The 19855-nt window shown below is 60.2% G+C and carries 19 protein-coding genes and 2 tRNA genes (1 of these 21 only partly in view); 14 read left to right on the forward strand and 7 right to left on the reverse strand.

Features of this window, described 5'->3' with window-relative positions; all coding sequences use genetic code 11:
- A protein-coding gene (locus CLU88_RS05545; protein ID WP_099655735.1) for a U32 family peptidase crosses the window boundary here: on the forward strand, nucleotides 1-2026 show its 3' portion. Its footprint begins 8 nt before the window's first position; only the last 2026 of its 2034 coding nucleotides appear in the window; the start codon falls outside the window, past its left edge; its stop codon occupies nucleotides 2024-2026.
- 72 nt (nucleotides 2027-2098) lie between these two features.
- On the opposite strand, the gene CLU88_RS05550 is transcribed toward CLU88_RS05545, so the two are convergent.
- Entirely contained in the window at nucleotides 2099-3046 is a 948-nt protein-coding gene (locus CLU88_RS05550) for an IS1595 family transposase (RefSeq protein ID WP_099658672.1), read from the reverse strand.
- Between the two features lie 287 nt (nucleotides 3047-3333).
- Between CLU88_RS05550 and CLU88_RS05555 the strand changes: the two genes are divergently transcribed.
- The 7 genes from CLU88_RS05555 to CLU88_RS05585 all read left to right on the forward strand — a co-directional run bounded on the left by CLU88_RS05555 (nucleotide 3334) and on the right by CLU88_RS05585 (nucleotide 8176).
- On the forward strand, nucleotides 3334-4617 hold the full coding sequence (locus CLU88_RS05555) for an O-acetylhomoserine aminocarboxypropyltransferase/cysteine synthase family protein (protein WP_099655736.1): 1284 nt from the start codon (nucleotides 3334-3336) through the stop codon (nucleotides 4615-4617).
- A gap of 119 nt (nucleotides 4618-4736) precedes the next feature.
- Nucleotides 4737-5150, forward strand: coding sequence for a YbaN family protein (locus tag CLU88_RS05560; protein WP_099655737.1), 414 nt, complete (start codon nucleotides 4737-4739; stop codon nucleotides 5148-5150).
- Between the two features lie 82 nt (nucleotides 5151-5232).
- Nucleotides 5233-5308 (forward strand) — tRNA-Asn (locus tag CLU88_RS05565).
- 49 nt (nucleotides 5309-5357) lie between these two features.
- Nucleotides 5358-5433, forward strand: a tRNA-Asn gene (locus CLU88_RS05570).
- A 122-nt stretch (nucleotides 5434-5555) separates the two neighbouring features.
- Nucleotides 5556-6296 carry a leucyl/phenylalanyl-tRNA--protein transferase gene (aat, locus tag CLU88_RS05575; RefSeq protein WP_099655738.1) on the forward strand — a complete coding sequence of 247 codons (741 nt, stop codon included), beginning with the start codon at nucleotides 5556-5558 and terminating at the stop codon, nucleotides 6294-6296.
- Between the two features lie 10 nt (nucleotides 6297-6306).
- Complete coding sequence (locus CLU88_RS05580) at nucleotides 6307-7050, forward strand: arginyltransferase (protein ID WP_099655739.1); 744 nt, start codon at nucleotides 6307-6309, stop codon at nucleotides 7048-7050.
- Between the two features lie 295 nt (nucleotides 7051-7345).
- Nucleotides 7346-8176, forward strand: coding sequence for an IclR family transcriptional regulator (locus tag CLU88_RS05585; RefSeq protein ID WP_099655740.1), 831 nt, complete (start codon nucleotides 7346-7348; stop codon nucleotides 8174-8176).
- Between the two features lie 150 nt (nucleotides 8177-8326).
- Here the strand turns inward: CLU88_RS05585 and CLU88_RS05590 are convergent, their stop codons facing one another.
- The 6 genes from CLU88_RS05590 to CLU88_RS05615 all read right to left on the reverse strand — a co-directional run bounded on the left by CLU88_RS05590 (nucleotide 8327) and on the right by CLU88_RS05615 (nucleotide 15947).
- On the reverse strand, nucleotides 8327-9454 hold the full coding sequence (locus CLU88_RS05590; protein WP_099655741.1) for a serine hydrolase: 1128 nt from the start codon (nucleotides 9452-9454) through the stop codon (nucleotides 8327-8329).
- Between the two features lie 115 nt (nucleotides 9455-9569).
- A complete protein-coding gene (locus CLU88_RS05595; RefSeq protein ID WP_099655742.1) occupies nucleotides 9570-11108 on the reverse strand; it encodes a 2-isopropylmalate synthase in 1539 nt (512 codons plus the stop codon).
- A gap of 207 nt (nucleotides 11109-11315) precedes the next feature.
- Nucleotides 11316-12149: a CDP-diacylglycerol--serine O-phosphatidyltransferase gene (pssA, locus tag CLU88_RS05600; protein WP_099655743.1), complete on the reverse strand. Its 834-nt coding sequence runs from the start codon at nucleotides 12147-12149 to the stop codon at nucleotides 11316-11318.
- 207 nt (nucleotides 12150-12356) lie between these two features.
- The gene (gene ilvC / locus CLU88_RS05605; protein WP_056067358.1) at nucleotides 12357-13373 is read right to left on the reverse strand and encodes a ketol-acid reductoisomerase; all 1017 of its coding nucleotides are present in this window, start codon (nucleotides 13371-13373) and stop codon (nucleotides 12357-12359) included.
- A 159-nt stretch (nucleotides 13374-13532) separates the two neighbouring features.
- Nucleotides 13533-14024, reverse strand: coding sequence for an acetolactate synthase small subunit (ilvN, locus tag CLU88_RS05610; protein WP_007857867.1), 492 nt, complete (start codon nucleotides 14022-14024; stop codon nucleotides 13533-13535).
- A 138-nt stretch (nucleotides 14025-14162) separates the two neighbouring features.
- Nucleotides 14163-15947: an acetolactate synthase 3 catalytic subunit gene (locus CLU88_RS05615; RefSeq protein ID WP_099658673.1), complete on the reverse strand. Its 1785-nt coding sequence runs from the start codon at nucleotides 15945-15947 to the stop codon at nucleotides 14163-14165.
- Nucleotides 15948-16232: 285 nt separating this feature from the next.
- On the opposite strand from CLU88_RS05615, the gene CLU88_RS05620 reads away from it, so the two are divergent.
- From CLU88_RS05620 to CLU88_RS05645, 6 genes are read left to right on the forward strand one after another with little or no spacing between them, the layout of a single operon-like run.
- Entirely contained in the window at nucleotides 16233-16802 is a 570-nt protein-coding gene (locus tag CLU88_RS05620) for an RNA polymerase sigma factor (RefSeq protein WP_099655744.1), read from the forward strand.
- Complete coding sequence (locus CLU88_RS05625; protein ID WP_099655745.1) at nucleotides 16799-17245, forward strand: DUF3619 family protein; 447 nt, start codon at nucleotides 16799-16801, stop codon at nucleotides 17243-17245. Before CLU88_RS05620 ends, CLU88_RS05625 begins: the two co-directional genes overlap by 4 nt.
- 32 nt (nucleotides 17246-17277) lie before the next feature.
- Nucleotides 17278-18159, forward strand: a complete 882-nt coding sequence (locus tag CLU88_RS05630) for a DUF3106 domain-containing protein (RefSeq protein WP_099655746.1) — start codon at nucleotides 17278-17280, stop codon at nucleotides 18157-18159.
- Between the two features lie 12 nt (nucleotides 18160-18171).
- On the forward strand, nucleotides 18172-18711 hold the full coding sequence (locus CLU88_RS05635; RefSeq protein ID WP_099655747.1) for an RDD family protein: 540 nt from the start codon (nucleotides 18172-18174) through the stop codon (nucleotides 18709-18711).
- 49 nt (nucleotides 18712-18760) lie between these two features.
- On the forward strand, nucleotides 18761-19171 hold the full coding sequence (locus CLU88_RS05640) for a diacylglycerol kinase (RefSeq protein ID WP_099655748.1): 411 nt from the start codon (nucleotides 18761-18763) through the stop codon (nucleotides 19169-19171).
- A complete protein-coding gene (locus CLU88_RS05645) occupies nucleotides 19164-19757 on the forward strand; it encodes a TIGR00730 family Rossman fold protein (RefSeq protein ID WP_099655749.1) in 594 nt (197 codons plus the stop codon). The genes CLU88_RS05640 and CLU88_RS05645 overlap by 8 nt, the downstream gene beginning before the upstream one ends.
- Nucleotides 19758-19855: the final 98 nt, after the last annotated feature.

Raw genomic sequence — 19855 nt, forward strand, 5'->3', positions numbered from 1 at the left:
CCTGCCCCACCAGCTTGAACTGCTTTCGCCCGCGCGCGACGCCGACATCGGCATCGAAGCCGTCAACCACGGCGCCGACGCCGTCTACATCGGCGGCCCCGCCTTCGGCGCACGGGCCGGCGCGGGCAACGACATCCGGGACATCGAGCGCCTGGTCAAGCACGCGCACCGCTTCAACAGCCGCATCTTCATCACCCTGAACACCATCCTGCGCGACGACGAACTCGAAGCCGCGCGCCGCATGGCCTGGCAGGTGTACGAGGCCGGGGCCGACGCGCTCATCATCCAGGACATGGCCCTGCTGGCGATGGACGACATGCCGCCCATACAGCTGCACGCCAGCACCCAGACGGACATCCGCACGCCCGAGAAGGCGCGCTTCCTGCAGGACGCGGGCCTGTCGCAGATCGTGCTGGCGCGCGAGCTCACGGTGCAGCAGATCGCCGCGGTGCACAAGGCGCTGGGGCCGGTGGATGCGCCGGGCCGCGCCAACATCGAGTTCTTCATCCACGGCGCGCTGTGCGTGGCCTACAGCGGCCAGTGCAACATCAGCCATGCACAGACCGGCCGCAGCGCCAACCGGGGCGACTGCAGCCAGGCCTGCCGCCTGCCCTACCAGGTGACCGACGCGCAGGGCCGCTTCATTGCGCACGACAAGCACGTGCTCTCGATGAAGGACAACAACCAGAGCGACAACCTGCGCGCGCTCATCGACGCCGGCGTGCGCAGCTTCAAGATCGAGGGGCGCTACAAGGACATGGGCTACGTGAAGAACATCACCGCCCACTACCGCACGCTGATCGACGAGATCCTGCAAGAGCGCGAGAGCGCGGGCCGGCCGCTGTCGCGCTCGTCCAGCGGCGCCACCACCTTCACCTTCACGCCCGACCCGCTGCAGAACTTCAACCGCGAGTTCACCGACTATTTCGTGACCGGCCGCAAGGAAGACATCGGCGCATTCGACACCCCCAAGAACCCGGGCCAGGCCATCGGCTGGGTGACCAAGGTGGGCCCGGACTTCGTCGAGCTGGAGGTGAGCGACCCGGCCACCGTGCTGCACAACGGCGATGGCCTGTGCTACTACGACCTGCACAAGGAGCTGGTGGGCATGGCCATCAACGTGGCCGAGCCCGTGTCCGCACGCAGCGTGGGCCAGTGGCGCGTGTACCCCAAGGACCCGATGGACGGCTTCAAGGACCTGCGCAAGGGCACCGAGGTCAACCGCAACCGCGACATGGACTGGGTGCGCACGCTGGAGAAAAAGTCCAGCGACCGCCGCATCGGCCTGTGGGCGCACCTGAGCGAAACGCCGGCCGGCTTCAGCCTGATGCTGACCGACGAAGACGGCAACGTGGGCTGCGCCGACGTGGAGCAACCCCACCAGAGCGCCACCGACGCCGCCAAGGCCGAAGCCAGCCTGCGCGAGCAGCTGGGCCGCTTCGGCGCCACCATCTTCGCGGTGCACGACATCGCACTGCAGCTGTCCGAGCCCTGGTTCGTGCCCGCGTCGGTGCTCAACGCGCTGCGCCGCGACGCGCTGGCCGACCTGGAAGACTGCCGCGCACGCAACTTTGCGCGCCTGCAGCGCGCGGTGCCGGTCGACCCACCCGTGCCCTACCCCGAAGACACGCTCTCGTTCCTGGGCAACGTGTTCAACCAGAAGGCGCATGACTTTTATGTGCGCCACGGCGTGAAGGTGATCGATGCGGCCTACGAGGCGCACGAGGAGGAAGGCGAAGTCAGCCTCATGATCACCAAGCACTGCGTGCGCTTTTCGATGAGCCTGTGCCCCAAGCAGGCCAAGGGCGTGACGGGCGTGCAGGGCACCATCAAGGCCGAGCCGCTGATGCTGATCAACGGCAAGGAAAAGCTCACCCTGCGCTTTGACTGCAAGCCGTGCGAGATGCACGTGGTGGGCAAGATGAAGAAGTCGGTGCTCAACCAGCACGCCAAGGAGACCGAGGCGCTGGCCGTGCCCCTGCAGTTCTACCGCACGCGGCCCACGGGCAATTCGCTATCGAAATAGTAGCTGCTGGCGCTTGCCCATCAAGCGGTACAGGCACTTTTTAAGGCTCTTCTAGCGAATGCTAGTGACGCTTTAGTTTCCCATGGCCGCCGCCAGCACCAGCGCGGGCTGCAGCCCCTTGGGGCCTGATCGGTCCAACAGCCTGAACCACCCCAAATACGAATCAAGGTACTTCGTCGCAATACCCTTGAATCGTTGCAGCCACCCTCGCAGCCTGCTGACATAGGCATTGACGTTCTGCACATGCCAGGGCCCCTTTACCCGTTGGCCTTTGCTCACGTTCACCGCTTGGTGCTGCACTCCCAGAGCCCGCGCAGCGCTGGCCAGCGTGACGCTGCCATCGGTGCACAGGATGGCGTCTGGCGCCAGCAAGGGCTTGAGCGCCGCTTGCACACTCACCGCTTGGTTTGTTTGCAAGATGAAGTTTGCCGTTGCTCCAGCTCGGTCTCGCGCCATCAGCACCGGGGTGTACTCCGAGCCCTTGCAGCCCGCCAGCGCCTTTCCACCACGTCTGCGAGGACGGCGCAGTAACCCCCTGTGTCCCTTGCAGGAGACCAGGAAGTAGGACTCATCTGCCTCGGCAATGCCCAGAAGTTGGCGTGCCTGCAGATTCTTGGGGCAGACCAGGAAGCGGTGGCGCCAGCGAAAGGCGGTGCTTTGCGCCACACCCAATCGCTGGGCTGTTTGGTTCAGTGAGAGCCCTTCGCCCAGGGCCTGTGCCTGGCCCATCCATTTATCCCGCAGATGCAGCCGCGCAAGCGGCGTACCCGTCAGGGCGTTGAAGGTGCGCTTGCACTGTCGGCACTTGAAGCGTTGCAGCCCATTGGCCGAGCCGTTCTTGACGAGCCGGGAGCTGGCGCAGTGGGGGCAAGCCCGGCCATCGCTGGCGTGCGCCTCAATGAGGGCACTGGTTTGGCTGCGATCCATCAGCGCCTGCAGGCGGCTTGCCAGTTGCAGGCGCTGGTGGTGCGTCAGCTGGGGCAGGCTGTGGATCAAGCGCGTCATCTGTTGCTGTCGCATGGCCTTCTCCTGGGGCGAACGCAAGGGCGTCATGCTTGGGAGATGGGGGCGCAGCGCGCCTGTTAAAGATTCATCACTAGCATTCGCTAGAAGAGCCTATTTTTATTCAAAATCCGCAGGCCGTAATGCGCCTGCAGTCAGCCTGCGCTGAGCGCATAAGCTCATAGCCAACGATTCGACCCATGCGCACCGTCCCGGTGCAAGAATGGCCGCTGCCGCCCGCGCGCAACTTTGCCGCAGGCGCCCGTGTCAGCGTTCTCATTCCACCCAACGGGAGACCCCTCCGCATGAAGATCGAAACCCTTGCCGTCCACGCAGGCTACTCGCCCGACCCCACCACCAAGGCCGTGGCCGTGCCCATTTACCAGACGGTGGCCTACGCCTTCGACAGCGCGCAGCACGGCGCGGACCTGTTTGATTTGAAGGTGCCGGGCAACATCTACACCCGCATCATGAACCCGACGACCGACGTGCTGGAAAAGCGCGTCGCGGCGCTCGAAGGCGGCATCGCGGCGCTGGCCGTGGCCTCGGGCATGGCGGCCATCACCTACGCCATCCAGACCATTGCCGAGGCGGGCGACAACATCGTGTCGGCCAGCACGCTCTACGGCGGCACCTACAACCTGTTTGCGCACACGCTGCCCCAGCAGGGCATCACCACGCGCTTTGCCGACCCGCGCGACCCGGCCAGCTTTGCGCAGCACATCGACGCACGCACCAAGGCGATCTTCATCGAGTCCATCGGCAACCCGCTGGGCAACGTGACCGACATCCGCGCGCTGGCCGATGTGGCCCATGCGCACGGCATTCCGCTGATCGTGGACAACACGGTGCCCAGCCCCTACCTGCTGCGCCCCATCGAGCACGGCGCCGACATCGTGGTGCACTCGCTCACCAAGTACCTGGGCGGCCACGGCAACAGCGTAGGCGGCGCCATCGTGGACAGCGGCAAGTTCCCATGGGCCGAACACAAGGCCCGCTTCCCGCGCCTGAACGAGCCCGACGTGAGCTACCACGGCGTGGTCTACACCGAAGCCCTGGGCCCCGCCGCCTTCATCGGCCGCGCGCGCGTGGTGCCGCTGCGCAATACCGGCGCGGCGCTGTCGCCACAGAGCGCGTTTTTGATCCTGCAAGGCATCGAGACCCTGGCCCTGCGCATGGACCGCATCTGCGACAACACACTGGCGCTGGCGAAGTACCTGCAAAGCCACCCGAAGGTGGAATGGGTGCGCTACGCCGGCCTGCCGGACCACCCGGACCACGCGCTGGTGCAGCGGCAGTCGGGCGGCAAGGCATCCGGCATCCTGAGCTTCGGGCTCAAGAGCGCCGACGCCGACCCGCGGGCGGCAGGGGCGCGCTTTCTGGATGCGCTGCAGCTCTTCACCCGCCTGGTCAACATCGGCGATGCCAAGTCGCTGGCCACACACCCCGCATCGACCACGCACCGCCAACTCAACCCCGAAGAGCTGGCCAAGGCGGGCGTGAGCGAGAGCATGGTGCGCCTGTCGGTGGGCATCGAGCACATCGACGACCTGCAGGCGGACCTGGTGCAGGCGCTGGACAAGGTTTAGCACCCTCACAGCGACTCAACTCGCACGAAAGCATCACAACCGCGGCCTGTGACCAAGGGCCTTGAGCAGGAGCGGTGTGTCAACACAGCCCGTGCTGTGCAGGCATGCACAATGCGCCAATGGAGCCTCAAAGAAAAAGCGAAGCAGTTCCGGTCCAACCAAGGCCCTTGCCTCTCGTCGCCCGGTGGCTACTTCTGCTTTTTGCTTTGGCCAATTTGGGGCTGGGCATTCTGGGTATCTTTATTCCCGGCTTGCCCACTACGGTGTTCATTTTGATGGCGGCCTGGGCCGCAGGCAAAAGTTCGCCGCGCCTGTATCGGTGGCTGTGGAATCACCGCCTGTTTGGCCCCATGCTGCGCAACTGGGCCAATGGAGGTTGTGTCAGCCGCCACGCCAAATGGGCTGCGACCGCAGTGATGTCATCCAGCACCGTGATCCTGCTACTCAGCCGCACAGCACGCTGGGCTGCGGCCACAGCCATCACATGCATGGTGGTGGTACTCGTTTGGCTGTGGAGAAGGCCTGAGCCCTGAGCCTGGCCTGCACCTTGTTTTTGCACAAAGTGCTCGACGTGTTGAAATAGCGATATTTTTATGTATATAATCTAAGTCTTGTTCCTCGATAGCTCAGTCGGTAGAGCGCCGGACTGTTAATCCGTAGGTCCCTGGTTCGAGCCCAGGTCGAGGAGCCAAGAATTCAAATGCTTTACACATCTAAGTAAAGCAATACATACCGATTATTCCTCGATAGCTCAGTCGGTAGAGCGCCGGACTGTTAATCCGTAGGTCCCTGGTTCGAGCCCAGGTCGAGGAGCCAATATAAACCCTGCACCCCACGGTGCAGGGTTTTTTTTTGCCCCATCGCTGCTGCACGCATTCCATTATTCTTCGATCATCTGGCAATACTTCCCACATTCCCGCACAAACCCCCTTCGCCCGATGGAATCACACCTACCCTGGCTAGAACCCAATGATCCCATGCCCACTCCGGATTGCGCATGGGGAATGGGCACCCCAGCCCCCGGACTACTCGCGGCAGGCGGTGCACTGAACACATCCACCCTTCGCAAGGCCTATGCGCAAGGCACCTTCCCCTGGTTCAGCGAAGGGCAGCCGATTCTCTGGTGGGCTCCCGACCCACGCATGGTTTTAAATACAAGCGACTTCAAACTGCACCCCTCTCTGCGCAAGACATTGCGCAAATTTCGCGATGCCCCCCACTGCTCCATTCGAGTCGATAGCGCCTTCTCCTCCGTCATCCATGCCTGCGCCACCCGCGAACGCACCGGCCAAAGCGGCACATGGATCTTGCCATCCATGGTGCAAGCGTACGAACAACTCCACAACGAAGGCATCGCCCACAGTGTAGAAACCTGGATCGACGGAAAACTGGTGGGCGGCCTTTATTGCATCGCCTTGGGCAAGGCTGTGTTTGGAGAGTCAATGTTTGCCTATGCCACCGATGCCTCAAAAATTGCGCTGGCGGCACTGGTCTGCATTGCGCGCGAGCATGGAATTCCGTGGATTGACTGCCAGCAAAACACCCGCCACCTGGCATCGCTTGGTGCCAAGGAGATGCCCCGAGACCTGTTCCTTACGGGCATTCAAAAGCTGCACAGACAGCCAGAGATCCCATGGGAGTTCAAGTCCGTATACTGGTCACAGTTGTTGCCCAACTGACCATCCCGGCATGACGCACCTGAACGAACTCCCACTGCAAGCCCTGCAGTACTACGCGACAGCACCCTACCCTTGCAGCTATCTCCCAGATCGACTGGCACGCTCTCAAGTCGCAACCCCCAGCCACCTGATTCAGAACACGCTGTACTCCGACTTGGTGGCCAAAGGATTTCGGCGCAGCGGTATGTTCACCTATCGACCGTATTGCGATGGCTGCCATGCATGCAAGCCCCTGCGGGTTTTGGCAGCAGAGTTCAAGCCCGACAGAAGCCAAAAACGTGCTCACGCTCGCCACATTGCGCTTCAGGCCCAAGTGCTTCGGCTTTGCTTTGTACCAGAGCACTACCAGCTGTACCAACGCTACCAAAAAGGAAGACATGCGGGTGGCGGCATGGACCAGGACAATATTGACCAATACACCCAATTCCTGCTGCAAAGCAGGGTGAACTCCCGCCTCGTAGAGTTCAGAGAACCCATGCCGGATGGCAATCCAGGGGCCCTCAAAATGGTGTCCATACTGGACGTGCTAGACGACGGAATCTCTGCCGTTTACACGTTTTATGAGCCAGAGCCCAACTGCAGCTACGGCACCTACAACGTCTTGTGGCAAATAGAGCAAGCCCGGGCACTCCACTTGCCCTACGTGTATCTCGGGTATTGGATCGAGCAAAGCCAAAAAATGAACTACAAGGCTCGCTTCATGCCCCACGAAACTCTGGAAGACCAAGGCTGGCAACGCACAGGCAGCCTCTGAAGCCTATGGGCAGCCTCACAAGAGGATGCGCTGAAACGCAATCGGCAGGAATGGGTGGAATACCTCTTTGGAGCGCCTGCCCGTTCAAGCCTTAGGAGCCCCCAGATGTGAAGCCCATGCGCCATTTCAGTCTAAGCTATTAGCTGTGCATTCACTGCACATCGCACTTTGCCCCCCGTAGCGCAAAGACTGCAGCGCGCCCCTTGAGAAATTGCCAACAGACGCCCAGCCAAATAGGGCCTTCGCTTCGCATTTCACAAGGTAAGATGCCACGGCATATGCTGCATTACCGCCCATGAAAAAATCAGACCCCGACGTCCCAGCAAAGCCCAGCGTTCAGGTGCTCGAACGCATGTTCACGTTGATTGATGTCCTGGCCTCACGAGAGGACGCGATCTCTCTTAAAGAGATCAGCGAGAAGACAGGGTTGCACCCATCCACCACCCATCGCATCCTGAATGACCTGACCATCGGCAGGTTTGTAGACAGACCAGAGTCTGGCAGCTACCGGTTGGGCATGCGCCTGCTAGAGCTCGGTAACCTGGTCAAAGCACGGCTAAGTGTGCGCGATGCGGCGCTGGCCCCTATGCGCAACTTGCACAAACTGATCCAACAACCCGTGAACCTGAGCATGCGGCAAGGCGACGAAATTGTTTATATCGAGCGAGCCTACAGCGAGCGCTCAGGCATGCAGGTGGTCCGGGCCATTGGCGGGAGAGCCCCTCTGCATCTGACATCTACCGGCAAACTGTTCCTTGCGCTGGACGACCCACAGCGTGTACGAGCCTACGCCACCCGCACGGGCCTGGCAGGCCATACCCGCAACAGCATTACCCAGCTGCCCATCCTTGAGAGAGAACTCGCGAAGGCGCGCCAATATGGGATTGCCCGGGACAATGAGGAGCTGGAGCTGGGGGTGAGGTGCATGGCCGCTGGGGTCTACGATGACCAGGGCAAGCTGGTAGCAGGCCTCTCGATCTCCGCCCCCGCAGACCGACTGGATGAGGGCTGGCTCGCCAAACTTCAATCGACGGCCCAAGAAATCTCATTGGCTCTGGGCTACTCACCAGAGCGCAGCCAATCACTGGCAACACCACAACAGACCATCGTCCGCACCAAAGGCTGAGCGCGCAACCCACATCCATGGGCCTCGGTGCGCACTGGCAAGGAATGCAAAGCAAAAATGGTCGATAACAAATGAATCGAGCCTGCCGCTCTCAGCGCACAGGCTCAACTCAATGAATCCCAAGTCGGGGAAGACTCTCCCTGGCAACGCTCAGCCGTGCCCACCCTTCGCCACGACTTTAGAGCCGCTGCCACCAAACGATGAAGCGGACTCCACCCAGTGCCTCACACGCTCTGCGTCACCCAGGCGGCTGAACTTACCCGCAGAATCCAAAAATACCATGATCAACTTGCGACCTGCAATTTCGGCCTGCATGACCAGGCAGCGCCCAGCTTCGGAGATGTAACCCGTCTTCTGCAGCCCGATATCCCATGTGGGATTTTTCACCAGACCATTGGTGTTGTTGTACTGAAGCGTCTTGCGCCCCACCGCCACTTCGTAGCTGGGTGATGTGGAAAGCTCTCGCAGCATAGGGTCGCCATGGGCCACATTGACCAAGGTGGCCAAATCACGGGCACTGGATTGGTTTTGGCTGGACAGCCCCGTAGGCTCAACGTAACGCGTATCGGCCATGCCAATAGCGCGCGCCTTGGCATTCATCAGGCCCACAAAGGCACTCAGCCCACCAGGGTAGGTACGCCCTAAGGCATGTGCAGCGCGGTTCTCGCTAGACATCAAGGCCAGATGCATCATCTCGCCACGGGTCAGCGTGGTGCCAACGCTCAGACGGGAGCGGCTGCCCTTTTCAGTGTCCACATCATCTTGCGTGATAGTGATGGGCTCATCCATGGGCAGGTGCGCCTGGCTGATGATCAAGCCAGTCATCAGCTTGGTCAGCGAGGCAATAGGCAACACGGCATGGTCATTTTTGCTGATCAGGACCTCATGGGTGTCCTGATCAATCACCAAAGCCACGCTGGACTTGAGGTCCAGAGGATCAGAGACCTCGTGCAGTCCGGCCATTTGGCCAAACGACAACTTGGCAGGCACGATAGCGGCGCGCGATGCGGCCTGCACCTTGGAAGAACGCTCGGCAGCTAGCGCAGCAACGCGGGTTCGCCCCTTGGCGGGACGGTCGGCAGTGCGCGACACGGCCGCAACACGACGGGTGTCTGCCGTCTTTTTGGTAGCAGCCGTAGCGGAAGGAGCCGCTTTTTTGACGGTCACACGCTTGCGCTCAGCGGCATCGGCTGCCGGAGCCACCAACGCAGAACTGATGACAACAAGGCTGATTACAGAGAGAGCCCGGCTCACTGCGGTGCGAAGGCGATGGTGCATCCAAGTGCTCCAAACGTTAGTAAATGTGTTGCAGTGTACAGAATCAAAAAAAGTCGCGCAAGATCAATACCTTGCACGACTTTTAATGAAATTGGTTGAATTATAAATTGCTTACTCAACCCTGCGCTGCCACCCTGTCCGCTTTACTTTGTAACTTGTTCAGAGCGCTCAGGTACGCCTTGGCGGAAGCCACCACGATGTCTGGGTCCGCCCCTACCCCATTCACAACCCGGCCGCTGTTCTGCAATCGCACCGTCACTTCGCCTTGGCTCTCTGTCGATCCACTGATAGCGTTGACCGAGTACAGCACCATCTCTGCGCCACTCTTGACGTGGGACTCAATGGCTTTCAAAGAGGCGTCCACAGGGCCATTGCCGACCGACTCGCCATGCACTTCAGCGCCGTCGACAGTGAACACGACACGCGCTCTGGGCTGTTCACCCGTCTCGCTTTGCTGAAACAGTGACACAAACCCGTACTGCTCGCGCTCGCTGGTCACGCTTTCATCGCTTACCAGGGCCAGAATATCCTCGTCAAAAATCTCGCTCTTGCGATCGGCAAGCTCCTTGAAGCGCGTGAAGGCCGTGTTGATTTCTGTCTCACTGTCCAGACTCACGCCCAGCTCTTGAAGCCGCTGCTTGAATGCATTGCGGCCGCTGAGCTTGCCCAGCACAATTTTGTTGGCACTCCAGCCCACATCTTCCGCGCGCATGATTTCGTAGGTGTCACGGGCCTTGAGCACGCCATCCTGGTGAATGCCCGATGCGTGCGCAAAGGCATTCGCACCCACCACAGCCTTGTTGGGCTGCACCACAAAACCCGTGGTTTGGCTCACCATGCGGCTGGCCGCCACAATGTGCTGGGTGTCAATGCCAAGATCCAGGTTGAAATAGTCGCGGCGCGTCTTGATCGCCATGACCACCTCTTCTAGCGAGCAGTTGCCTGCGCGCTCACCCAGGCCATTGATCGTGCACTCCACTTGGCGCGCACCGCCAATCTTCACACCGGCCAGCGAGTTGGCCACTGCCATGCCCAAGTCGTTGTGGCAATGCACCGACCAGACGGCTTTGTCGCTGTTCGGGATGCGTTCACGCAACGTCTTGATGAAGTTACCGTACAACTCTGGAATGGCATAACCCACGGTGTCCGGGACATTGATGGTGGTGGCGCCCTCGGCAATCACAGCCTCCAGCACACGGCACAAAAAGTCGGGTTCGCTGCGGTAGCCGTCTTCGGGGCTGAATTCAATGTCGGCCACCAGGTTGCGTGCGAATCGCACAGACTGCTTGGCCTGCTCCAGCACTTGCTCGGGCGTCATGCGCAGCTTCTTCTCCATGTGCAATGGAGACGTTGCGATGAAGGTGTGAATGCGAGCAGAGTTGGCCCCTTTGAGCGCCTCTGCAGCGCGCGCGATGTCACGGTCGTTGGCACGCGACAACGAGCAAATCGTGGAGTCCTTGATGGCATTGGCAATCGCCTGCACCGCCTCAAAGTCGCCGTTGGAGCTGGCAGCAAATCCGGCTTCGATCACATCCACCTTCAGGCGCTCAAGCTGGCGCGCAATGCGCAGCTTCTCGTCCTTGGTCATGGACGCGCCGGGGGACTGCTCGCCATCGCGCAAGGTGGTGTCAAAAATGATGAGTTTGTCTGCCATGTCGTTTCTCCTGGTACTGGTGGGGTTAGCCCGCAACGCTCAAAAACTGTCGCCCAATGAAAAAGGCCCGCTGCGGTTGCATACGGGCCTTTGTGGAAAAGTGTGCGCGTGCGCCTACTGTCTCCGCCCGTGGGGAGGTAGCAGTAGAGCCAGAGCGAACATATTCATGCGTTGCAATGTAGCACAAGTCCGCAACCACGGGCACTTTCACTTGTGAAGTCCACGCTCGTCCGGCTCATCGGTAGAGGTGCTGATCACACTGCTGTGCTGCCCTTTGGCTTTGCGCCATGCATAGACGCCATAGCCACTCACGCCGTACAACACAAACACGCCAAACAGCACAATCGGTGGGTGGATGTTGATGATGGCAATACCCAGCGCAATCAACACGATGGCGGCAAAGGGCACGCTCTTTTTCATCTGGATATCTTTGAAGCTGTAAAACGGCACATTGGTCACCATGGTGAGGCCCGAGTACAGGGTGAACGCAAACATCACCCAGGTGATCTGCGACCAACTCAGCCATGCATCTTCGCCTGGATGCACGCCCAACTCGGTCATCAGCCAGATAAAGCCAGCCACCAGGGCCGCCGCAGCGGGTGAAGGCAGCCCCTGAAAATAGCGTTTGTCCACCACGCCGGTGTTCACGTTGAAGCGCGCCAAACGCAGCGCGGCGCAGGCGCAGTACACAAACGCTGCAATCCAACCCCAACGTCCCAGGCCTTGCAGCGACCACTCATAGGCAATCAAAGCCGGTGCGGCACCAAACGACACCATGTCAGACAGCGAGTCCATCTGCTCGCCAAACGCGCTCTGGGTGTTGGTCATCCGAGCGACCCGCCCATCCAGGCTGTCCAGCACCATCGCACAAAAAACACCCACAGCAGCCATATCAAAGCGGCCATTCATCGCCATGACGATGGAATAAAAGCCACCGAACAACGCCGCCAGCGTGAACAGATTGGGCAGGATGTAAATGCCCTTGCGACGCTTGCGAACCATGACACCGGCGTTGTCGCTGGGCTTATTGCCATCATGCATCAAACAGACCTCCAGCGCTTTATAGGCAAGCGCAAACAGCTATTATATTTATAGCAAATCAATCCAAGGACGCGAAAGCGCCACACCTATCGCCAGACCACCTCCGCCAGCCAGACGAAAGAGGCAGTGTAGCCTCTGCCAACCCTGCCGACGGCGCCAATGAAAAAGGCCACCGAGGTGGCCTTTGGATGCTTCACACCGGAAGAATCAGTTGCGGGTCTGGTCGACCAGCTTGTTCTTGGCGATCCAGGGCATCATGGCGCGCAGTTGACCGCCCACCTTTTCGATGCTGTGGTCGGCCGTGTTGCGACGGCGGGCTGTCATCGATGGGTAGTTCAGGCGGCCTTCCTGGATGAACATCTTGGCGTAGTCGCCATTCTGGATGCGCTTGAGCGCATTGCGCATAGCGGCGCGCGATTGCTCGTTGATCACTTCAGGACCAGTCACGTACTCGCCGTATTCGGCGTTGTTCGAGATCGAGTAGTTCATGTTGGCAATGCCGCCTTCGTAGATCAGATCCACGATGAGCTTCAGCTCGTGCAGGCACTCGAAGTAGGCCATTTCAGGGGCGTAGCCAGCTTCGACCAGGGTTTCGTAACCCATCTTGATCAGTTCCACCGCACCGCCGCACAGCACAGCTTGTTCGCCGAACAGGTCTGTCTCGGTTTCTTCCTTGAAGTTGGTCTCGATGATGCCGGCCTTGCCGCCGCCGTTGGCCGCAGCGTAGCTCAGGGCCAGGTCACGGGCCTTGCCGGACTTGTCCTGGTGCACGGCGACCAGGTGGGGCACGCCGCCACCTTGGGTGTAAGTGTTGCGCACGGTGTGGCCTGGGGCCTTGGGGGCGACCATCCACACGTCCAGGTCGGCGCGGGGCACGACTTGGTTGTAGTGCACGTTGAAACCGTGGGCAAAGGCCAGCGAAGCGCCTTGCTTGATGTTGGGTTCGACGTTGTTCTTGTACACGGCTGCGATGTCTTCATCGGGCAGCAAGATCATGACCACGTCGGCCGCCTTCACCGCGTCATTGACTTCCAGCACGTTCAGGCCAGCCTTGCCAACCTTGTCCCACGAGGCACCGCCCTTGCGCAGGCCGACCACGACCTTCACGCCGCTGTCGTTCAGGTTTTGTGCATGGGCATGACCTTGCGAGCCGTAACCAATGATGGCCACGGTCTTGCCCTTGATCAGGCTCAGGTCGGTGTCTTTGTCGTAGAAAACTTTCATGGGTCGCTCCGGTTGAAATACGTTGTTGGGGTTGAAAACTAAACAGTCGATTGTCTTACATCGGATTTGAATTCGGCCGGCTGGCTAGGCGGGGAGTCGCAGACAGTGCTTTGGCACGGCACGCTACCCCACGACGCAAACCGATCGAAGGCCAATCCGTCACACGCGCAGAATGCGCTCGCCGCGGCCAATGCCACTGGCACCAGTGCGGACAGTTTCGAGAATGGCGGTGCGGTCGATGGCCTGCAGGAACGCATCGTTCTTGGACTGGTCGCCCGTCAGCTCGATGGTGTAGCTTTTCTCGGTCACATCAATGATGCGACCACGGAAAATGTCGGCCATGCGCTTCATCTCCTCGCGCTCCTTGCCCACCGCACGCACCTTCACCATCATGAGCTCGCGCTCGGTGTAGGCGCCTTCGGTGAGATCGACCACCTTGACCACTTCGATGAGGCGGTTCAGGTGCTTGGTGATCTGCTCGATCACGTCGTCGGAACCCGTGGTCTGGATCGTCATGCGCGAAAGCGATGGATCCTCTGTGGGCGCCACGGTGAGGGATTCAATGTTGTAGCCACGGGCAGAGAAAAGACCCACGACGCGCGACAGCGCACCGGGTTCGTTTTCCAGCAAAACGGCAATGATGTGTTTCATGGTGATGGATTCCTCTTTTCGCTGCCCTCCCCTGCGCACGGTAATGCGCAGACTTGGCAGGCAATAGATTCGTCAAGAAATGCTATCCATTAGATAGCTGCTAGCGCTTGTCAAATAAGCGCTGGAGGCCGATTTGGCTTAAAGGTCTTCCGACCCCAGCAACATTTCGGTAATGCCCTTGCCGGCTTGCACCATGGGGAACACGTTCTCCGTGGGATCGGTACGGAAGTCCAGGAACACCGTGCGGTCCTTGAGCCTGCGGGCTTCGCGCAAGGCGGGCTCCACATCCTGAGGGCGCTCGATGAGCAAGCCCACGTGACCATAGGCCTCTGCCAGTTTCACAAAGTTAGGCAGCGCATCCATGTAGCTGTGGCTGTAGCGGCCCGAGTATTCGATCTCTTGCCACTGGCGCACCATGCCCAGGTACCGATTGTTCAACGCGCAGATCTTGATCGGCGTGTTGTACTGCAGGCAGGTAGACAACTCTTGGATGTTCATCTGCACCGAGCCTTCACCCGTGATACAGAACACCTCAGAATCCGGCTTGGCCAGCTTGATGCCCATAGCGTAAGGAATGCCCACACCCATGGTGCCCAGGCCGCCGGAGTTGATCCAGCGGCGTGGCTCGTCAAACCGGTAGTACTGCGCCGCCCACATCTGGTGCTGCCCCACATCGGACGTGACGTAGGCATCCGCATCCTTGGTCATGTTCCAGAGCGTTTCCACCACGTACTGCGGCTTGATCACCTCGGGCGAGCCCATGTCGTACTTGAGGCAGTTGCGGCTGCGCCAGGCCTCAATCGTGTCCCACCATGCAGAGAGGGCGCCTGCGTCGGGACGCGTGCTGCTCTCGCGGATCATGGAGATCAACTCGGTCAGCACATCCTTCACATCGCCCACGATGGGCACATCCACCTTCACGCGCTTGGAGATGCTGGAGGGGTCGATATCGATGTGAATGATCTTGCGGTCATTCTGGGCAAAGTGTTTGGGGTTGCCGATCACTCGGTCATCAAAGCGCGCCCCAACCGCCAGCAACACATCGCAGTTCTGCATGGCGTTGTTGGCTTCGATGGTGCCGTGCATGCCCAGCATGCCCAGGAATTTGCGGTCTGAAGCAGGATAGGCACCCAGGCCCATCAGCGTGTTGGTGACGGGGTAACCCAGCATGTCCACCAGCGTGCGCAACTCGTTGGTGGCGTTGCCCAAAAGCACACCGCCGCCTGTGTAGATGTAGGGGCGCTTGGCCGCCAACAGCAGTTGCAAGGCTTTGCGGATCTGACCACTGTGGCCCTTGCGCACAGGGTTGTAAGAGCGCATTTCCACGCTCTGCGGGTAGCCCGTGTAAGGCACCTTCTTGAAGGAAACGTCCTTGGGGATGTCCACCACCACAGGCCCCGGACGGCCTGTGCGTGCGATGTGGAACGCTTTTTTGAGCGTCATGGCCAGATCACGGGGATCTTTGACCAGGAAATTGTGTTTGACAATGGGGCGGGTAATACCCACCGTGTCGCATTCTTGGAAGGCATCCAGTCCGATCGCCGCTGTGGGCACCTGACCAGAGATGATGACCATGGGGATGCTGTCCATGTACGCCGTGGCAATGCCAGTCACGGCATTCGTCAAACCAGGGCCCGAAGTCACCAGCGCCACGCCCACTTCCCCAGTGGCACGGGCGTAGCCATCAGCGGCATGCACAGCAGCCTGCTCATGGCGCACCAGAACGTGCTGAATGGTGTCTTGCTTGTAGAGGGCGTCGTAGATGTAGAGAACAGCACCACCGGGGTAGCCCCAGATGTATTGCACATTCTCTGCTTGCAGCGATTTGACGAGAATCTCGGAACCCATCAACTCCAGCGAGCCAGCGGTGGAGGCTTGCGCGGCGGCAGCGGCCACGTTGAGTTCTGCTTTGGAAATTTCCATGATCAACCTTTGTGAATTTCTCTGACGAAAAACCTTGGGTGCTCCTTGCGAGTGCTCTTGTGAAGCCAGCTTGGAACTTGAGGCCAAGGACATGGGCGGGATGATTACCGCGCCGGACCGTGACCCGTTTGCCTTTTGAATTGCTTTCAGATTATCGCACTGCAACACACATACACACGATGCATTTCAAAAAAAACATCAAAAATGCGATAATCGAAAGCTGCGCAGCTTCGTAGACCCTCCTTTTTGGTCGCAGATCGCGCACCATTCCCGGGCCCATTTGTCTTGGCAACTGAACAAGAACTCTCCGATTTCCTCAAAAGTGTAGAAAAGCGCGCTTTCAAGCGCTCGCTTTACCACGTTCGCAATGAGGAAGCGGCCCTGGACATCGTGCAGGACAGCATGCTCAAGCTGTCGGAGCACTATGGGGATAAGCCTGCCGCAGAGCTGCCCATGCTTTTTCAGCGCATCCTGTCCAACTGCACCCTGGACTGGTTCCGGCGCCAAAAAACGCGCAACGCACTGTTTTCGAACATGAGCGACTTCGAAGGCCCCGGCGAAGATGGCATGGATTTTGATCTGCTAGAGGCATACTCAGGCCCCGACAACGGTGAGCGCGCCGCAAGTGCAGAAGACGAGACCACCAGAGCGCAGACCTTTCGGGAAATTGAGGCAGAGATCCAAGAATTGCCAGCACGTCAACGGGAAGCATTCCTCATGCGTTACTGGGAAGAAATGGATGTTGCAGAGACAGCTGCTGCAATGGGTTGCTCAGAAGGCAGCGTGAAAACGCACTGCTTCAGAGCCATCCAGACCCTGAGCAAGGCACTGAAGGCCAAAGGAATCGAGTTATGAACACCGCACCAAACCACGCTACCGAAGCAGCTGCAGACCAATTTGCGCGCCGCATTGCGGCCAGAATGGCGCAGGGCACCGATGACTTGCCTTACGACATTACCGAGCGCCTGCGCGCGGCACGCGTGCAAGCCCTGGCCAAGCGCAAGGTGGTTGCGCCTGTCCGCAAGGCAGCGCCTGCGCCGGTCGTTCTGCGATCTGGCTCTAGCGCGATTTTGGGTCGCGGCGGCGACGGCGGCTGCTGGAATGCCATGGTGTCGGCCATTCCCCTGATGGCACTGGTGATTGGACTTTTCGCCATCAACATCGCGCAAGATGAAAATGGCCTGAATGAGGTGGCCGAAGTGGATGCCGCCCTTTTGACGGATGACTTGCCGCCAGAGGCCTATACCGATCCTGGGTTCATGCAATTCCTCAAAACCTCGGCCACCGCGCGCAACTGAACCTGTCGGATACCCCACACTACGCGCCCTGCATGCACACAGACAAGACCGTTGCGCCCACCAACATGCCAGCCATCGTGCTGGCTTTGGTGCTTTTGGGCGCCGTGGCGGCAGGCAGCTTTCCAGTGGCGCAATATGTGCTAATGGCGCCCAGTACGCTGCTGCCCGCTCCCAATCCCAAGCCCATCAATGCACGCCCGGCGAACATGGCAAACGCGGACCGCACCCCGGACACGCTTTCTGAAATTGCCTCCGGACCCGGCTGGGAAACCCTGACCACACCGCAAAAATTGGCCCTCTACCCATTGGCAGAGCGCTGGGCGGTATTGAGCGAGAGCCAAAAACGCCGCTGGCTGGCTCTGTCCCAAACCTTTGCAGCCCTTCCGACCGAAGAGCAGGAAAAACTCCACAACCGGATGACCGAGTGGGCCAATTTGAGTGGACGCCAGCGCAGCCAGGCGCGATTGAACTACGCCGATGCGCAACGCCTGGACCCCAGCGAAAAACGGGCACAGTGGGAGGCCTACCAGGCCTTGAGCGAAGAAGAAAAACGACTCTTGGCGGCCGATGCGCCCGCCAAACCCGCAGGTGCGGCCACCGCCTTGCGGCCGGTGGCCCCGCAAAAGCTGGCCAAGGTTCCAGCCGCAACACAGGCAGGCCCGGCACGCGCCAACCCGCCCAAAATCACGCCGGTGGACCCGCACACGCCCCGCCCCATGGTTACACCTGCAGCCGTTGCGGCCCCCTCGGATACCGCCTCCAGCCCTTCAGCACCGGTGGTCGTGGAGACAAATCCTGTCACCATTCCCTCGGCAACGGGCTCGTCCCTGCCACCGCTGGCCCCCACATCCAGTGCACCAGAGCCTGCCACCGCGCCCGCTCGCCCCGAAGATCTGGGCTACCAACCGCAGTGATACGCTTGCGGCATGTCCGCCCGTCCTGATTTCACTGTGCCCCAATCTTCGTCTCCATTCACCATCGCCCCACAGCAAGCCCCCAGCCTGAAGCGGCGCATGGCCTGCTGGCTGTACGAAGGCATCTTGATGTTTGGCGTTGTATTCATTGCGTCGTATCTGTTTGATACGCTCAGCCAATCTCGCCATGCACTGGACAATCGCTACTTGCGCATGGGCTTTCTGTTCATCGTGTTTGGGATCTACTTCGCATGGTTCTGGGCCAAAGGGCAAACGCTGGCGCAAAAAACCTGGCACATCCGCGTGGTGAGCCCCTCTGGCCAAGCCATCACGCAAACACGCGCCCTGCTGCGGTACGTGCTCTGCTGGGTGTGGTTTTTGCCTCCGTTGGCGGCTTACTCCACCGGCATTCCGGTGCTGGAAGTGCTGGTGCTACTGGCAGGCTGGGTGGCCGTATGGGCCATTTTGAGCCGATTCCATCCCACCCAGCAGTTCTGGCACGATGCATTGGCAGGCACCCGTCTGGTGCATTTTGTCCAAGCTAAAAAATAAAAACCCAGCTGCGCGCATCCATGCGCGCCTGGTTAACACATCCCTGCGCATGCCATCCACGCCACCCCACTCCTCCAACCCCGCCAACCTCCAAAAAAGCCGCACGGGCCTGAACCGGGTATGGCACGCCGCAGGCTATTCCATCGAAGGCCTGAAGGCCGGTTGGCAGGAAACAGCCTTCCGCCAGGAAGCCCTCGCGGCCATTGTGCTGCTGCCAGTGGCCTGCTGGCTGGGCAAGTCATGGGTAGAGGTAGCCCTGCTGGCGGGGTCGGTCATCATTGTGATGATTGTGGAGTTGCTCAACACAGGCATTGAAACCGCCATCGACCGCATTGGCCCCGAGTGGCACGATTTGTCCAAACGCGCCAAGGACATGGGCAGCGCTGCGGTGCTGTTGGCGCTCTTGCTCTGTGGCGGCATCTGGGCCGCCGCCCTCTTTCAAAGGTTCTTCCATGGCTAGCCCCGCTTTTTCCATTTGCGTGTATTGCGGCTCCCGCCCCGGCGAGAACCCCGCATTTGCACAAGCTGCCCAAGCCGTAGGGCAATGGATTGGCGAGCATGGAGGGCAGCTGGTTTATGGTGGCGGGCGCGGCGGACTCATGGGAGTGGTGGCCGAGGCCACACGCCTGGCAGGGGGCCGTGTGGTGGGGGTCATCCCGCAAGCCTTGGTGGACAAGGAACTGGCCAATCGCCAGTGCGATGAACTGCACATTGTGCAAACCATGCATGAGCGCAAGGCCATGATGGCCGAACGCAGCGATGCCTTTGTCGCGCTGCCAGGCGGCATTGGCACGTTTGAAGAGCTGTTTGAGGTGTGGACCTGGCGCCAGCTCGGCTACCACGGCAAGCCTCTGGGCCTGCTCAACGTGGCGGGCTACTACAACGGTTTGCTGGCCTTTTTGCGCACCAGCGTGGCCAGTGGCTTCATGGGAGACTGGCAGATGGAGCTGCTGCAAGCCGACATGTCGGCAGAGCCACTGCTGCGCAATCTGGTGCAAGCATCGGGGCCCGACCAAGCACCCACCCCGCTGCGCTCGGTCATCTGAGCCTACTCTCAAAGTCTATTGATGGGTGCGGGTGAGGCATCCTAGGGCCACACGCCACGCAGCAGGGCACTGCCACTGCCATTGAGCAGACTCCGGCA

It is taken from the genome of Acidovorax sp. 56 (genome assembly GCF_002749705.1).
GTDB lineage: Bacteria > Pseudomonadota > Gammaproteobacteria > Burkholderiales > Burkholderiaceae_C > Acidovorax.

Bases quoted from the DNA above. Each gene is read 5' to 3' on its own strand.
- ilvC (WP_056067358.1), bottom strand. From the start codon at position 13,373: ATGAAAGTTTTCTACGACAAAGACACCGACCTGAGCCTGATCAAGGGC.
- CLU88_RS05585 (WP_099655740.1), top strand. From the start codon at position 7,346: ATGAAAAAATCAGACCCCGACGTCCCAGCAAAGCCCAGCGTTCAGGTG.
- CLU88_RS05590 (WP_099655741.1), bottom strand. From the start codon at position 9,454: ATGCACCATCGCCTTCGCACCGCAGTGAGCCGGGCTCTCTCTGTAATC.
- CLU88_RS05560 (WP_099655737.1), top strand. From the start codon at position 4,737: ATGGAGCCTCAAAGAAAAAGCGAAGCAGTTCCGGTCCAACCAAGGCCC.
- ilvN (WP_007857867.1), bottom strand. From the start codon at position 14,024: ATGAAACACATCATTGCCGTTTTGCTGGAAAACGAACCCGGTGCGCTG.
- CLU88_RS05550 (WP_099658672.1), bottom strand. From the start codon at position 3,046: ATGCGACAGCAACAGATGACGCGCTTGATCCACAGCCTGCCCCAGCTG.
- CLU88_RS05580 (WP_099655739.1), top strand. From the start codon at position 6,307: ATGACGCACCTGAACGAACTCCCACTGCAAGCCCTGCAGTACTACGCG.
- CLU88_RS05595 (WP_099655742.1), bottom strand. From the start codon at position 11,108: ATGGCAGACAAACTCATCATTTTTGACACCACCTTGCGCGATGGCGAG.
- CLU88_RS05625 (WP_099655745.1), top strand. From the start codon at position 16,799: ATGAACACCGCACCAAACCACGCTACCGAAGCAGCTGCAGACCAATTT.
- CLU88_RS05630 (WP_099655746.1), top strand. From the start codon at position 17,278: ATGCACACAGACAAGACCGTTGCGCCCACCAACATGCCAGCCATCGTG.
- CLU88_RS05640 (WP_099655748.1), top strand. From the start codon at position 18,761: ATGCCATCCACGCCACCCCACTCCTCCAACCCCGCCAACCTCCAAAAA.
- pssA (WP_099655743.1), bottom strand. From the start codon at position 12,149: ATGCATGATGGCAATAAGCCCAGCGACAACGCCGGTGTCATGGTTCGC.
- CLU88_RS05645 (WP_099655749.1), top strand. From the start codon at position 19,164: ATGGCTAGCCCCGCTTTTTCCATTTGCGTGTATTGCGGCTCCCGCCCC.
- CLU88_RS05615 (WP_099658673.1), bottom strand. From the start codon at position 15,947: ATGGAAATTTCCAAAGCAGAACTCAACGTGGCCGCTGCCGCCGCGCAA.
- aat (WP_099655738.1), top strand. From the start codon at position 5,556: ATGGAATCACACCTACCCTGGCTAGAACCCAATGATCCCATGCCCACT.
- CLU88_RS05635 (WP_099655747.1), top strand. From the start codon at position 18,172: ATGTCCGCCCGTCCTGATTTCACTGTGCCCCAATCTTCGTCTCCATTC.
- CLU88_RS05555 (WP_099655736.1), top strand. From the start codon at position 3,334: ATGAAGATCGAAACCCTTGCCGTCCACGCAGGCTACTCGCCCGACCCC.